The sequence below is a fragment of the Thermoanaerobacter sp. RKWS2 genome (assembly GCF_026240795.1).
GTDB lineage: Bacteria > Bacillota > Thermoanaerobacteria > Thermoanaerobacterales > Thermoanaerobacteraceae > Thermoanaerobacter > Thermoanaerobacter ethanolicus.
Genome location: NZ_CP110888.1, coordinates 2,573,178 through 2,585,960 on the forward strand (window position 1 = coordinate 2,573,178; position 12,783 = coordinate 2,585,960).

General features: G+C 33.5%; 16 protein-coding genes and 1 pseudogene. 4 read left to right on the forward strand and 13 right to left on the reverse strand.

The annotated features are described in order from the left end of the window. Positions 1 to 21 precede the first annotated feature (21 nt). Complete coding sequence (argC, locus tag OEI98_RS13675) at positions 22 to 1,056, reverse strand: N-acetyl-gamma-glutamyl-phosphate reductase (protein ID WP_266038488.1); 1,035 nt, start codon at positions 1,054 to 1,056, stop codon at positions 22 to 24. A gap of 361 nt (positions 1,057 to 1,417) precedes the next feature. On the opposite strand from argC, the gene OEI98_RS13680 reads away from it, so the two are divergent. The 3 genes from OEI98_RS13680 (at position 1,418) to gltA (ending at position 4,934) form a co-directional block, all read left to right on the forward strand. Then, positions 1,418 to 2,476 carry an NADP-dependent isopropanol dehydrogenase gene (locus tag OEI98_RS13680; protein ID WP_003869686.1) on the forward strand — a complete coding sequence of 353 codons (1,059 nt, stop codon included), beginning with the start codon at positions 1,418 to 1,420 and terminating at the stop codon, positions 2,474 to 2,476. A 192-nt stretch (positions 2,477 to 2,668) separates the two neighbouring features. Continuing rightward, on the forward strand, positions 2,669 to 3,547 hold the full coding sequence (locus OEI98_RS13685) for a sulfide/dihydroorotate dehydrogenase-like FAD/NAD-binding protein (protein WP_003869685.1): 879 nt from the start codon (positions 2,669 to 2,671) through the stop codon (positions 3,545 to 3,547). Next, on the forward strand, positions 3,534 to 4,934 hold the full coding sequence (gltA, locus tag OEI98_RS13690; protein ID WP_266038492.1) for an NADPH-dependent glutamate synthase: 1,401 nt from the start codon (positions 3,534 to 3,536) through the stop codon (positions 4,932 to 4,934). The genes OEI98_RS13685 and gltA overlap by 14 nt, the downstream gene beginning before the upstream one ends. A gap of 315 nt (positions 4,935 to 5,249) precedes the next feature. Here the strand turns inward: gltA and OEI98_RS13695 are convergent. The 7 genes and pseudogenes from OEI98_RS13695 to sigY all read right to left on the reverse strand — a co-directional run. After that, positions 5,250 to 6,095 (reverse strand): annotated as a pseudogene (locus OEI98_RS13695) (helix-hairpin-helix domain-containing protein); the annotation flags it as partial. 163 nt (positions 6,096 to 6,258) lie between these two features. After that, positions 6,259 to 7,014: an ABC transporter permease gene (locus tag OEI98_RS13700; RefSeq protein ID WP_003869682.1), complete on the reverse strand. Its 756-nt coding sequence runs from the start codon at positions 7,012 to 7,014 to the stop codon at positions 6,259 to 6,261. Continuing rightward, complete coding sequence (locus OEI98_RS13705; protein ID WP_003869681.1) at positions 7,001 to 7,927, reverse strand: ABC transporter ATP-binding protein; 927 nt, start codon at positions 7,925 to 7,927, stop codon at positions 7,001 to 7,003. The genes OEI98_RS13700 and OEI98_RS13705 overlap by 14 nt, the downstream gene beginning before the upstream one ends. 1 nt (position 7,928) lies before the next feature. Then, complete coding sequence (locus tag OEI98_RS13710) at positions 7,929 to 8,135, reverse strand: PLDc N-terminal domain-containing protein (RefSeq protein WP_003868125.1); 207 nt, start codon at positions 8,133 to 8,135, stop codon at positions 7,929 to 7,931. A gap of 19 nt (positions 8,136 to 8,154) precedes the next feature. Continuing rightward, entirely contained in the window at positions 8,155 to 8,487 is a 333-nt protein-coding gene (locus tag OEI98_RS13715; RefSeq protein WP_003868124.1) for a zinc ribbon domain-containing protein, read from the reverse strand. A gap of 4 nt (positions 8,488 to 8,491) precedes the next feature. Beyond that, positions 8,492 to 8,755 (reverse strand): hypothetical protein, encoded by a 264-nt coding sequence (locus tag OEI98_RS13720; RefSeq protein WP_266038499.1) that lies wholly within the window; start codon positions 8,753 to 8,755, stop codon positions 8,492 to 8,494. A 142-nt stretch (positions 8,756 to 8,897) separates the two neighbouring features. Continuing rightward, positions 8,898 to 9,428: an RNA polymerase sigma factor SigY gene (sigY, locus tag OEI98_RS13725; protein WP_003869679.1), complete on the reverse strand. Its 531-nt coding sequence runs from the start codon at positions 9,426 to 9,428 to the stop codon at positions 8,898 to 8,900. Positions 9,429 to 9,601: 173 nt separating this feature from the next. Here sigY and OEI98_RS13730 point away from each other — a divergent pair, with 173 nt between their 5' ends. Beyond that, positions 9,602 to 10,180 (forward strand): YdcF family protein, encoded by a 579-nt coding sequence (locus OEI98_RS13730; protein ID WP_003869678.1) that lies wholly within the window; start codon positions 9,602 to 9,604, stop codon positions 10,178 to 10,180. Between the two features lie 162 nt (positions 10,181 to 10,342). Here OEI98_RS13730 and OEI98_RS13735 read toward each other — a convergent pair whose 3' ends face one another. The 5 genes from OEI98_RS13735 to OEI98_RS13755 form a co-directional block, all read right to left on the reverse strand. Then, positions 10,343 to 10,747, reverse strand: a complete 405-nt coding sequence (locus OEI98_RS13735; RefSeq protein ID WP_003869677.1) for a hypothetical protein — start codon at positions 10,745 to 10,747, stop codon at positions 10,343 to 10,345. A gap of 16 nt (positions 10,748 to 10,763) precedes the next feature. Continuing rightward, on the reverse strand, positions 10,764 to 11,228 hold the full coding sequence (locus tag OEI98_RS13740) for a type II toxin-antitoxin system HicB family antitoxin (RefSeq protein ID WP_003869676.1): 465 nt from the start codon (positions 11,226 to 11,228) through the stop codon (positions 10,764 to 10,766). 2 nt (positions 11,229 to 11,230) lie between these two features. Then, positions 11,231 to 11,497 (reverse strand): type II toxin-antitoxin system HicA family toxin, encoded by a 267-nt coding sequence (locus OEI98_RS13745; protein WP_003869675.1) that lies wholly within the window; start codon positions 11,495 to 11,497, stop codon positions 11,231 to 11,233. A gap of 140 nt (positions 11,498 to 11,637) precedes the next feature. Continuing rightward, entirely contained in the window at positions 11,638 to 11,856 is a 219-nt protein-coding gene (locus tag OEI98_RS13750) for a hypothetical protein (RefSeq protein ID WP_266038506.1), read from the reverse strand. Positions 11,857 to 11,884: 28 nt separating this feature from the next. Further along, entirely contained in the window at positions 11,885 to 12,514 is a 630-nt protein-coding gene (locus OEI98_RS13755; RefSeq protein WP_003869674.1) for a hypothetical protein, read from the reverse strand. Between the last annotated feature and the right edge of the window lie 269 nt (positions 12,515 to 12,783).

A 12,783-nucleotide genomic window follows, 5' to 3' on the forward strand; every position in this document is an offset into this window, starting at 1 on the left:
ATTTTTTGTTTGTGGTTTTATCTAAGGATATATTGGAACTATATCAAGTCCAGTATTTTCATTTATTCCAAACATAATATTCATATTTTGCACTGCCTGGCCTGACGCTCCTTTGACAAGATTGTCAATAGCAGACATAACTATTAGAGTACTTGTATGTTTATCAATCTCAAACCCTATGTGGCAAAAGTTTGAACCATACACGTTTTTTGTTGCGGGGTAATTACCAGGTTGTAACACTTTTACAAAATACTCATTTTTATAAAAATCGGTGTAAACATTATAAACAGTGTTTACATCCATATCTTTTTTTAGTTTGCAATACATAGTACTTAAAATTCCTCTTGTCATTGGCGTAAGGTGGGGAGTAAACACAACTGACACTTTTTCACCAAAAACTTTTGAAAGCTCTTGCTCAATCTCTGGGATATGTCTATGCTTTGCAACATTATACGCTTTTATGTTTTCATTGCATTCTGCATACATATTGTTATGGGAGAGATTGTGACCTGCACCTGATACACCTGACTTTGAATCAACAATTACATTCCCCTCTATTATGCCATTTTTCAAAAGAGGCATAAGTCCTAATATAACGCTTGTAGGATAACATCCAGGATTTCCTACAACTTGAGCCTCTTTTATAGTATCTCTGTAAACTTCCGGAAGACCATATACCCTTTTAATACCTTCATAATTTTCATAATCTCCACCATACCATTCTTTATAGACAGAGTAATCGTCAAATCTAAAGTCAGCTCCTAAGTCAATCACCTTTACTCCTTTTTTTACAGCTTCTCTGGCGATTTTTGAAGCATGACCTGAAGGCAAAGCCGTAAATATGACATCGCATTCTGACATTGCCTTTTCTAGGCTTAACTCTTCCAACTCTTTGTCGCAAAAACCAATGAGGGATGAATAAACATCCGAAATTGCTTTGGTATTATAACTTTGAGAAGAAAGATATTTTATCTCTACTTTTTCATGCTTTGAGAGAATTCTTATAAGTTCGACTCCTGTATAACCCGTTGCCCCAAATATTCCTACTCTCACCATTTAAAGTGCCTCCCTCTTTTACATCCCCTGTCATTTATTAATATATATACGCTTTGATTTATATTTATGCATAAAGTGTTAAAAAAATATTTTTTAATGCATAAATACAATATTTAATTTATAATTATACAACTTTTATTTTACATTATACCACCATAAAAAATTTTTTCAAGAGTTTTTCATAAAAAATTTCGTTAAATTATTTCGCAAAAATAAAAAATAATGATTGACAAATTCCTAACGATGTGTTATATTATAAATTGTATACTGTATACAATTATAAAATAAATTATTAATAATTAACGGGTTAGCTAGTATTCACATTAATAACTTTCCCAGTATTTCAGGAGGTGTCTTAATAATGAAAGGTTTTGCAATGCTCAGTATCGGTAAAGTCGGTTGGATTGAAAAAGAAAAGCCTACTCCCGGCCCTTTTGACGCTATCGTAAGACCTCTAGCTGTGGCCCCTTGCACTTCGGACGTTCATACCGTTTTTGAAGGTGCTATTGGCGAAAGACATAACATGATACTCGGTCACGAAGCTGTAGGTGAAGTAGTTGAAGTAGGTAGTGAGGTAAAAGATTTTAAACCTGGTGATCGCGTTGTTGTACCAGCTATTACCCCTGATTGGCGAACCTCTGAAGTACAAAGAGGATATCACCAACACTCTGGTGGAATGCTGGCAGGCTGGAAATTTTCGAATATAAAAGATGGTGTTTTTGGTGAATTTTTTCATGTGAACGATGCTGATATGAATTTAGCACATCTGCCTAAGGAAATTCCATTGGAAGCTGCAGTTATGATTCCCGATATGATGACTACTGGCTTTCACGGAGCCGAACTGGCAGAAATAGAATTAGGTGCAACGGTAGCGGTTTTGGGTATTGGTCCAGTAGGTCTTATGGCAGTCGCTGGTGCCAAATTGCGGGGTGCTGGAAGAATTATTGCAGTAGGCAGTAGACCTGTTTGTGTAGATGCTGCAAAATACTATGGAGCTACTGATATTGTAAACTATAAAAATGGTCCTATCGAAAGCCAGATTATGGATTTAACGGAAGGCAAAGGTGTTGATGCTGCCATCATCGCTGGAGGAAATGCTGACATTATGGCTACAGCAGTTAAGATTGTTAAACCAGGCGGCACCATCGCTAATGTAAATTATTTTGGCGAAGGAGATGTTCTGCCTGTTCCTCGTCTTGAATGGGGTTGCGGCATGGCTCATAAAGCTATAAAAGGCGGTTTATGCCCTGGTGGACGTCTAAGAATGGAAAGACTGATTGACCTTGTTTTTTATAAGCGTGTCGATCCTTCCAAACTCGTCACTCATGTTTTTCAAGGATTTGATAATATTGAAAAAGCTCTAATGCTGATGAAAGATAAACCAAAAGACCTAATCAAACCTGTTGTGATATTAACATAAAAATGGGGACTTAAACCCCCATTTTTATGTTGATAAAGCTAAATACAACGGTTTTTTTGTGACACATCGGCCTTTTGTTAAAAAATAACAATAAATAGTTATTTTCGTAACATTTTTATTGTCATTAATACTAATAATATCTTCGAAAGTGATAAAATATTGCTGAAATCTTAATAGAAGAGGAGGATTATCATGTTCAAAATTTTAGAAAAAAGAGAATTGGCACCTTCCATCAAGTTGTTTGTAATAGAGGCACCACTAGTGGCTAAAAAAGCAAGGCCAGGCCAATTCGTTATACTAAGGATAAAAGAAGGAGGAGAGCGGATTCCCCTTACTATTGCGGACTACGATGCCCAGAATGGCACTGTTACAATAGTATTCCAAGAGGTAGGTAAAACCACCCGTGAGCTGGGGACTTTGGAAGCGGGAGACTATATAGAGGACTTTGTTGGCCCATTAGGAGTTCCAGTGGAGTTTCCTAATCACAAGAAAGTTTTAGGAATAGGCGGAGGCCTTGGTATTGCTCCACTTTATCCTAAACTCAAAATGCTTCATCAGCAGGGGGTAGAAGTAGTTTCTATTATAGGTGCTAGGACAGCTGAATTGCTAATCTTGGAAGAAGAGATAAAAGCTGTAAGTGACAGGATGTATATCTGCACCGACGATGGCTCAAAAGGCCGCCATGGGTTTGTCACAGTAGTACTTAAAGAGCTTTTAGAACAAGGTGAAAAATTTGATGAGATTATTATCATAGGTCCCCCGATTTTGATGAAAATAGGAAGCGAAATTACCAAGCCCTATGGCATACCCACTATGGTGAGCCTTAATCCCATAATGGTAGACGGCACAGGCATGTGCGGTGGGTGTCGTGTCACCGTAGACGGAGAAATCAAATTTGCTTGCGTTGATGGTCCGGCTTTCGACGGCCATAAAGTAGATTTCGATGAACTAATAAAAAGATTGGCCACTTATAAGGAGGAAGAAAAAATTTCCCTCGAAAGATTTAATGAAGCTCATGAATGCAAATTAATCAACAAAATAGAAGGAGCTGATAAAGATGCCGTTAAATAGAAGCAAAAAGAAAACACCCATGCCTACCCAAAAGCCTGAAGTCCGCAGGCGTAATTTTAACGAAGTAGCTTTGGGCTATTCGGAAGAAGAGGCAGTTAGTGAAGCCCAGAGGTGCCTTCAGTGTAAAAAACCAGGATGTGTTGAAGGGTGCCCCGTTCAGGTACAAATTCCCCAGTTTATAAAACGTATTGCAGAAAGAGATTTTGAAGGAGCTATAAAGATTATAAAAGAAACCAACAGCTTGCCCGCCATATGTGGCAGAGTCTGTCCACAAGAAGCACAATGCGAGAAAAACTGTGTTTTGGGCAAAGTAGGTGAACCTGTGGCCATAGGTCGCCTAGAACGGTTCGCAGCAGACTGGGAGAGAACAAAAGGTATCCGTCCCCCGGTAATTCCTAAAAAGCTTGGTAAAAAAGTGGCCATCATCGGTTCCGGGCCCGCCGGTCTCACCTGTGCAGGAGATTTGGCTAAACTCGGCTATGATGTAACGATCTTTGAAGCTCTTCACAAACCCGGCGGCGTACTGGTATACGGTATTCCTGAATTCAGGCTACCGAAAATTATAGTGGAACAAGAAGTAAAGTTTATACAACAGCTGGGCGTAGAAATTAAAACCAACATGGTTATGGGCAAAGTTCTGACGATAGACGACCTTTTTGAAATGGGGTATGAGGCTGTCTTTATCAGCACCGGAGCTGGCCTCCCGAAATTTATGGGCATACCTGGTGAAAACTACCTTGGCGTGTATTCAGCCAACGAGTTTCTAACCAGAATAAACCTGATGAAAGCCTATTCTTTTCCCAACACTGACACCCCCATAAAGGTAGGCAAAAAAGTAGCAGTAATAGGGGGTGGCAATGTAGCTATGGATGCAGCCAGGTCTGCTCTAAGAATGGGAGCTGACGAAGTTCATATTGTGTATCGCCGTTCTGAAGAAGAAATGCCCGCAAGAAAAGAAGAATTCGAGAACGCTAAAGAGGAAAGTATTATATTTGATTTCCTCACAAATCCAGTGAGAATAATAGGTAACGAAAATGGTTGGGTCAAAGGTATTGAGTGTATCCGCATGGAACTTGGAGAACCTAACGCTTCGGGTCGTCGTCGTCCAGTTCCTATAACGGGTTCTGAATTTATTATGGATGTTGATACGGTAGTAATCGCCATAGGTACTGGCCCTAATCCCCTCCTCACAAAGACCACTGAAGGCTTAGAACTTACAAAACACGGTTATATCGCTGTCGATGAAGAGGGAAGAACTTCCAGAGAAGGGGTATGGGCTGGAGGCGATATTGTAACGGGTTCAGCTACTGTAATTTTGGCCATGGGTGCCGGAAAAAAAGCAGCTCGCTCCATCCATGAATACTTACAAAACAAAAAATGGCGGTAAACATCTTTCGGTAAACTAAAGAGACGATAGCAAGTCGGTGCTGTGGAAGGACATACATCCAGCTATCGTCTCTTTTATTTATGAATTTATCGTTTTGCCTGCTCATTTATTTCCTGTTCAGCAATCGTTTTTAAAATTTTGTTGCTTGCATCTATTAATAAAAACTACCTTCTATTTTGCATCTTTCAAAAGCAAAAAGCCGCCTTTAGGCTAACTCATTATTCCTTTACTACCCATTGATTTATTCATCTCACTTCAATTGGAATAATTTGTAGATTTCATGAACTTCATAAGTGTTTATTACATCTTTTGCCTACCGTATTCGTTCATTTTGATACCCATTTGCTTCGCCCTATGCCTCATTGCAGTATTGTGCTCTTTGCTGCCTGTAAAGTGGTGAAGTGCATAAGGGAATTCTTTTTCCGTTACAACTCTTAAATCTGCATTTATACCTGACTTTAAAATGACACTGGTTTTTGTATCTCCTTTTGCTATAACTTCCTTTACCCCTGGATAATTTACAAAGGCTTCCATAACTTTTGAGGAATCTGATGCCGCAGCCAAAATATCAATATCTTTTACTATCTCTTTTTTCCTTCGTAAACTACCTGCAATTTTCGTCACTAATGCAGTTTTAGTCATATCTAAATATTCCTTTAATTTAAGCGCTTCTGTGTAAGCTTCTGGATATAAATGCTGACCGCTGAATTGCTTTACAAACTGTATCCCTTCCAAAATTTTCTTTTGAGTTTTTTCCCCAAAACCCGCAAGATCTATCAATCTATTTTCTATACAAGCATATTCCAACTCTCTAATTGTGGTAATATTTAATTTTTCGTATATAGTCTTTATCTTTTTTGGACCAAGACCGGGAATTTTAAGCATTTCAACAAGCCCTTCAGGAATAGAGGCTTTTAAATCCTCATAATATTTCATTTTACCTGTTAAAACTAGCTCCGTAATCTTTTTATTAATTGCCTCCCCTATCCCTTTTATGTCTTTTAATCTATCCTCTTTAACAAGGATTTCTATATCTTCATCTAATAATTCTATTGTCCTCGCAGCATTATAATAAGCTCTCGACTTAAAAGGATTTTCCCCTTTAAGCTCCAGCAATAACCCTATATCGTTTAAAATATTCGCAATCTCCTTTTTATCCATTTTATACTTCCCTTTAGCACACAAAATCTTTAGTACATTATACCACAGAAAAAATAAAAAAGAGAGGATTAAATATAGCCTCTCTTTATAAAAGACAAGGGGACGGTTCTTTTGTCTTATTTCAATATGAAACAAAAAAACCGTCTCCTTGTTCGGGAAAAAGTTATATTATTTCAATTTTGTTCATTATTTTCATTGTAAATATGGACAATATTATGCAATATAGTATTGCCGATATAATTGTAGTTAAAATATTTTCTGTACTAAAGGAATTCGCAAGTGAAATTAAGTTGTAGGGAATAAATTTAGCTATTTTATCAATATTTACTAATATTGATGAGACTATATGAAGTATTAATACTAATAATGCAGCTATTATACCTTTTTTCAAAATGCTACTCAAAAATATAAGCAATGTTATTATGAAAATATAATAAATTGACATTAAGATAGATGATATTAATATTTTATTGAAAGCTATGACGTTGTTATGGAAAAGTGTTGTTGCGTAATAGTAATTAATAGCAAATCCAGTTATTATGAAAATTGACAAAGTAACGGAATAATGAAGTATTTTTGATATGACAATAGCTGAAAGGTTAGCACCTTTAGAATAAGGGAATACTAATTTTTGTGAAGACACTTCTTCTCTTAGGGTTCCCATGAGTGTTAAAAGCACTATCAGTAATGATATTTGATTTAAATCCTTTATATAATTTTGTACTGCAGATTTCATATCAATTTGTATTAAAGAAGCTAAATCACCATTTATTTCATTTTTAAGCATTTCTGGAAGCAATTTAAGGATTATAGGATCAAGTATAGCAAATAGAACAATGCCAATTAGAAGTATTAGATATTTGTAATGCCTCCACGATTCTATTATTTCCTTTTTCAGATATGCTTTAAAGGTGTTCATTTTGCTTCACCATCCTTATAAATATGTCCTCTAGAGTATTTTCTCTTCTTTGCAGTGATATAACAGGTATACTAAGTTTTGATATTTCATTGAGGATATTCTTTTTTGCTGCTTCAATGTCATTTACGTAAATACTTATAATATCATTCTCTATTTTAATATCATCAATCCATTTTACATTATTAAGTTTTTCTTCAGCATTGGTAGGTAAATTTTCAAAGACAATATCATACACAGGCTGAATATATTTTTGCTTTAATTCTTTTAATCTTCCTGAAAAGATAATTTTACCTTTATCAAGTATGCCAACATAGTCGCAAACTCTCTCAGCATCACTTAATATATGGGTAGATAAGAATATGGTTTTTCCATTTTTCTTCATTTCCAAGATTTGATTAAGTATATCATATCTGCTTTCTGGATCTAAGGCAGATGTAGGTTCATCTAAAAAAATTATTTCAGGGTTATCTAAAAGAGCCACCGCCAGTCCTAATTTTTGCTTCATTCCTCTTGAATAACCTTGTATTTTTTTGTTGGCGGCTTCTTTTAATTTAACTGTATTAAGGAGTTCTTCCACTTCTGTTCTAACTTTTTGATGAGGAATACCTCTTATTTTACTTATAAAATACAGGTATTCGCTACCAGTCATGTAGTTATAAAAAGTAGGATTTTCAGGAAGGTATCCTATTTCGTTAATTAGTTTCCTATTATTTCTATTTAACATTTTACCATTGATATATATTTCTCCCTCATCATAATCAATAAGCCCTGTTAAAATATTCATTGTGGTAGTTTTGCCAGCACCATTTCGCCCTAATAAGCCGTAAATATTTCCTTTTTCAACTTCAAAACTTATCCCTTTTAAAACTTCATATTTACCGTATTTTTTTGTTAGATTAAAAGCTTTTATCATGTTATTCTCTCTCCCTGCCTATAGTTAAAAATATCAAGCAACCTAATATTTCTCCAAAGATTATAATTAAAAACCATGCCCATTTTGGAAGATATTTAACTTTGTCTTTTGAAAGTCTGTAAATTGAAAATACAGTAAGTCCTAACTGGATTATAGCTAAAGGAAGAAGTAGTTTTATTAATTCAGGATTGCTTAATTTATCAATCATTAATTTAGACCTCCTCAGATTATTTTAATTTTGTTGAACATTCAGGACAGTATTTCCAATCATCTTTTATTTCAGCTCCACATTTTGGACATGTTTTCTTTAAAGAAGTACCACAATAAGGACAGAATTTGTAATCATTTCTTACTGTTTTCCCACAATTAGGACATTTAAGATATCCATACCTTGTTACAAAAAGGTATATGATTAAAGAGGTAGGTATATTTAGGAGTCCAAAAATCCCCCATGCCCAGTAGTATTTTTCACCACGTTTTTTTGCATCCATAAAAATCCATAAAGCTTGAAGAAATAATAGGGGTATTACAATTATTAAAATTAATGTGTTTTTGGACATTTTATCATCTCCTTGAAGTCTTTAATTTGTAAAAGGGTATTAAGATTAATGGCAGATTGAAATAAAGGAAAATTTGCGTGTATAGGAGCAACCTAACATCCAAATTTGCCATAAATAATACTGATGATATTAAGAAAATTATTGATGTGGTTATAAAAATAAGCAATTCAAGTCTATCTTTTCGTTTATTTCTTATTTGCTCTGCCTTTTCTATAATTTCTGCGATATTTACTTGCAAGTCTGACATATCAATATCTAAGGTATCCATGTAATTTAATGTTAGTTTTAAATTTTTTTGAATGTATAACAGTCACTGCAATTTTCAATATGTGAAATTACTTCTGTATTGTCACTAAGTTCATTGTAGTGAATATCAATTATTTTGTCTTGTATTTTTTTACATTCTCTTTTCACAATATACCCCTTCTTCCCATTTCTGACATTATTTCTTTTATAGCATTGTGTAAACGTGACCGTACTGTGCCAACAGGGCAGTCCATTATTTTCGCAATTTCTTGGTATTTATATCCATAATAGTGTTTTAAAATGAATACTGCTCTTTTCTCATAAGGCAGTTTCATTAAAATATTCATTAGTTCGCTGTATTGAATATTTGTCATAGCGGTCTCTTCTACATCTTCTTCAGTATTTGAAAATATTTCTTCTACAAGTTCAATATTTTTGTGTTTTCTTAAATAATCTTTAAATGTATTAGTTGCGATTTTTAAAAGCCATGTTGAGAACTTGACTTCAGGAGTAAAATTTTTAATATTTAAAATAGCTTTGAGCATTGTTTCCTGTACTATATCCTGGGCAAGCATCGGATTACCTGTCATTTTAATGCAATATCCTAATAAAGTATTATAGTTTTGGGAGAGTAACTCATTTAGAGCATATTTATTACCATTTTTTGCTTTATATATTAGTTCTTTCTCTTCCATCACCTGCCCACCCTTCTACAAATTAAACGTGACTAAGTAAAAAGTTCATAATTTTATTTTATCAAAAACTGGTTATTTATAAGTGTATTGTGAAGAATTGTTTTAGTAATAGGATATATGTTGTATAATGATATAAAGGGTTTTATTATAATAATTTTCTGGAGGAAAGTTTAATGAAATTATTATTGAGGTTTATAGGGATTTTAATAGTAATTTTTGTTACAGTGGTAATAACATTAGAATATCAGATAATTTCTTTTGCACTTTATGAAAAACCAAAAAAATCTGATGTGATAATAGTTTTAGGCTGTGCAGTATATGGAAAGACGCCAAGTCCTTTTTTCAAAGAAAGGCTTGATGAGGCTTTGAGACTTTATAAAGAAGGGTATGGTAAGTATATAATAGTATCTGGAGGGAAAGGTCCTGGAGAGAATATTTCGGAAGCTGAGGCAGGGAAAGAATATCTTTTAAAAAATGGCATACCTGAAAAGATTATTTTAACTGATGATAAATCTTTTTCTACATATGAGAATTTACTTTTTTCCAAGGAAATTATGGATAAAAATTCATTAAAAACAGCAATAATTATTTCAAATAAATTTCATTTAAAAAGGGCAAGTGTAATAGCAAAGCGTATTGATATAAATGCGAGTTTTTCAGGAGTTTTTATAAAAAGATATATGTTAAGTGATGAAGCTTATGGTTTTTTACGTGAAATACCTGCACTTTTATATACATATTTAAAGGAATGAGGAATATGGTTGTCTCTTATTGCAAATACTATGCAAGCAAAATTAACCGCAATAGCGGCGTAAAAACAGGGCTTTTTCATCAATTTCGGACGGTTCTTTTGTCTGCAGACAAAAGAACCGTCCCCTTGTCTGTTGTCTATTGTCTACTTGTCTATAACATTTTTATTCTTTCAACTCGACTATTGGAGGGAAAATATATGGCTTACCAAACATTTTATCAGTAATAAAACTAACAATAAAGCTCATTTCACTAGCCATAAAATTCAAAAGGTCTGAAATATTTTCTTTAATTTTGTCTTCTGTAATTACTTCACTAAAATGAAAAGTACCAATCAATTCGATCTTAATATTAAATATCTTTTGTGGATCAAATCCTATTTCTGCACTCAACTTGATTTCAGCTTCATTGTTGTTAATACCTATAATTTCATAATCAAATTTTTCTTTTAATTTTACGCCTTTTCCATCTGATATCATAGTATATGGCAGACTTTCAGCTATAATTCTATTAAGTTTAATGTTGCTTTTTTCTATCTTTTTAATAATATTTGTTCTCTTTTTAGGCATGATACCACCTTCATTATTAATTTACCAATTCTACATTATCTACCTTTTTCCATTTTCCTATTAACGACTCAATTATTATGTCATTAAATGCTGGTCTATAATCACTGCTTATATCTTTTTTTGCTCTTTTATAACCAATGGCAAATGAGAGTAGATTTTGAATTAAATTATTTAAACTTACCCCTTCCTCTTCAGCCATTTCTGAAAGTGTTTTGTGCATGCTCTTAGGAATTCTTAAAAGAAGTTTACCACTATGTTCGCTTTCTTCCCTATACTCTTCTTCTGGAGGAATTTTCTTTCCCTTTTCTTTGGCTGTTTTAATCCAACATTTTATTGCATCCTGAACATTTTTTAATGCGTCTTCTGGGGTTTCTCCATCACTTATACAACCATGCAATCTTGGTACAATAGCCAAATAACCACCTCCATCTTCTTCAGAAAGCTTAACAATTTCAACTCTGTAGTTTAACTCATTTGGCATTATTATTCCTCCTCATCTTCAAATTTAACATCAAGCAATTCAATAAGCTTCAAAGCCTTTTTTACATAAACCGCCTTAATGTGAGGCCTTCCTTTTGGAATAGTTAATATGTCTTCTAGGTCAGCATGAGAATAAGTTATATGACTTGAACCACTTCCTGGCTCTCGAGCTTCAAATCCAAAATATTTTAAAATTTTATCTATTTCTTCGAATCTAACATTTTTAGGATTTTCTTTTATTTTTTTATACAGTTTTTTAATCTGGCTCATGAAAATCCTCCGTAATATTAAATATAGCCATAATAAATTGCTTTATTCATTTAGTACTATATATGATATCATTTTTTATGTATCAATTCAATAACCTTAAACACTTTTGGTAATATAAAGTTTTTGTAGCAGATATAGTTTTAGATAAACTTACCATTGAAAAATTTTAACATCATTTTCCTAATGGTTAAGAGTTTCATTACCGAACGGTAAGCATCTAATATTTCCCCTTTTTTAATTTTATTGATAAGCTTTTGTTGAGTAGCATTGTCTATTCCTAATAGTGGCCAATATTTTTTTGCAAATTCCTCTGAGGGCTTTCTTTTATTAAAAAAGCCCTCACTTGTTCTATATACCACAATAGAATAGGGAGTAAAGTCATATTTTTTAATACAAACTATAACGATACCCCAAATCAATATTTTTTCTTATAAATTCATAGTTTTTTTTCAAAAAAAGCGAATTTATATCTCTATATACCCTATTTTTAACAATAGTAACTGTGCCACCCGTTTCTATTTCTGTAGTAGGAAAATTCCCCGTTGTAGAAATAGTAACTACATGCTGATTTTCTATATACCAACCACTTCGCGACATTATATCCCAATACTTACCTACTACTTTGCCAATTTCTTTATTCCCATTTTCTTCTTGGGTTTCAAAAATTGTATACAATCGCAGAATTCCAAAATCATTTTCTTTTTCACGATATACTATATATTGGCTCCTACCATTATCCAAAGATTTGATTTCTTCACCATAGGCATCTAATAGCTTTCCTGTTTTTTTATCTATAACTTCAATTCTATCATCACCTATTTTTAACATCTTCACTTGAGAAAAGTCGTAAGATAAGCCTATATACCCGCCATTCAATTTCACTCTTCCAAATATGTCTGGAGTTACAACTATTTTTTCTCTACTAGATTTTTCGGATAATGAAAATTTTGCAAAAAGGATCATAGCCGAAGCTAAAATGGCAACCAAGACCAATAAAAATATTACTCTTTTTTTCATCTAATTCCCCCTTTGATTAGATCCTTTAAAAGAAGGCAAATACTCAGTAAATTACAGGTATCTATTAGCTCTTATAATTCCACTGGTAGTTATAATGATTTTGTATCCCATGGCACCATTTTACTTTAATTCTATTATTATGTCAAATTACTTCCTTAATTTAATTTCCATCTCAGTAGGATATTCTCTTGTTTTCACAAATTTGTAAAAAAGCCCAGACAGTGCTTTCTGTCCAGGCTTTTTAAATTTCAGACAAAGGGAACCGTCCC

Coding starts and splice junctions, on each gene's coding strand:
- argC (WP_266038488.1), bottom strand. CDS start 1,056: ATGGTGAGAGTAGGAATATTTGGGGCAACGGGTTATACAGGAGTCGAA.
- OEI98_RS13680 (WP_003869686.1), top strand. CDS start 1,418: ATGAAAGGTTTTGCAATGCTCAGTATCGGTAAAGTCGGTTGGATTGAA.
- OEI98_RS13685 (WP_003869685.1), top strand. CDS start 2,669: ATGTTCAAAATTTTAGAAAAAAGAGAATTGGCACCTTCCATCAAGTTG.
- gltA (WP_266038492.1), top strand. CDS start 3,534: ATGCCGTTAAATAGAAGCAAAAAGAAAACACCCATGCCTACCCAAAAG.
- OEI98_RS13700 (WP_003869682.1), bottom strand. CDS start 7,014: ATGAACACCTTTAAAGCATATCTGAAAAAGGAAATAATAGAATCGTGG.
- OEI98_RS13705 (WP_003869681.1), bottom strand. CDS start 7,927: ATGATAAAAGCTTTTAATCTAACAAAAAAATACGGTAAATATGAAGTT.
- OEI98_RS13710 (WP_003868125.1), bottom strand. CDS start 8,135: ATGATTGATAAATTAAGCAATCCTGAATTAATAAAACTACTTCTTCCT.
- OEI98_RS13715 (WP_003868124.1), bottom strand. CDS start 8,487: ATGTCCAAAAACACATTAATTTTAATAATTGTAATACCCCTATTATTT.
- OEI98_RS13720 (WP_266038499.1), bottom strand. CDS start 8,755: ATGGATACCTTAGATATTGATATGTCAGACTTGCAAGTAAATATCGCA.
- sigY (WP_003869679.1), bottom strand. CDS start 9,428: ATGGAAGAGAAAGAACTAATATATAAAGCAAAAAATGGTAATAAATAT.
- OEI98_RS13730 (WP_003869678.1), top strand. CDS start 9,602: ATGAAATTATTATTGAGGTTTATAGGGATTTTAATAGTAATTTTTGTT.
- OEI98_RS13735 (WP_003869677.1), bottom strand. CDS start 10,747: ATGCCTAAAAAGAGAACAAATATTATTAAAAAGATAGAAAAAAGCAAC.
- OEI98_RS13740 (WP_003869676.1), bottom strand. CDS start 11,228: ATGCCAAATGAGTTAAACTACAGAGTTGAAATTGTTAAGCTTTCTGAA.
- OEI98_RS13745 (WP_003869675.1), bottom strand. CDS start 11,497: ATGAGCCAGATTAAAAAACTGTATAAAAAAATAAAAGAAAATCCTAAA.
- OEI98_RS13755 (WP_003869674.1), bottom strand. CDS start 12,514: ATGAAAAAAAGAGTAATATTTTTATTGGTCTTGGTTGCCATTTTAGCT.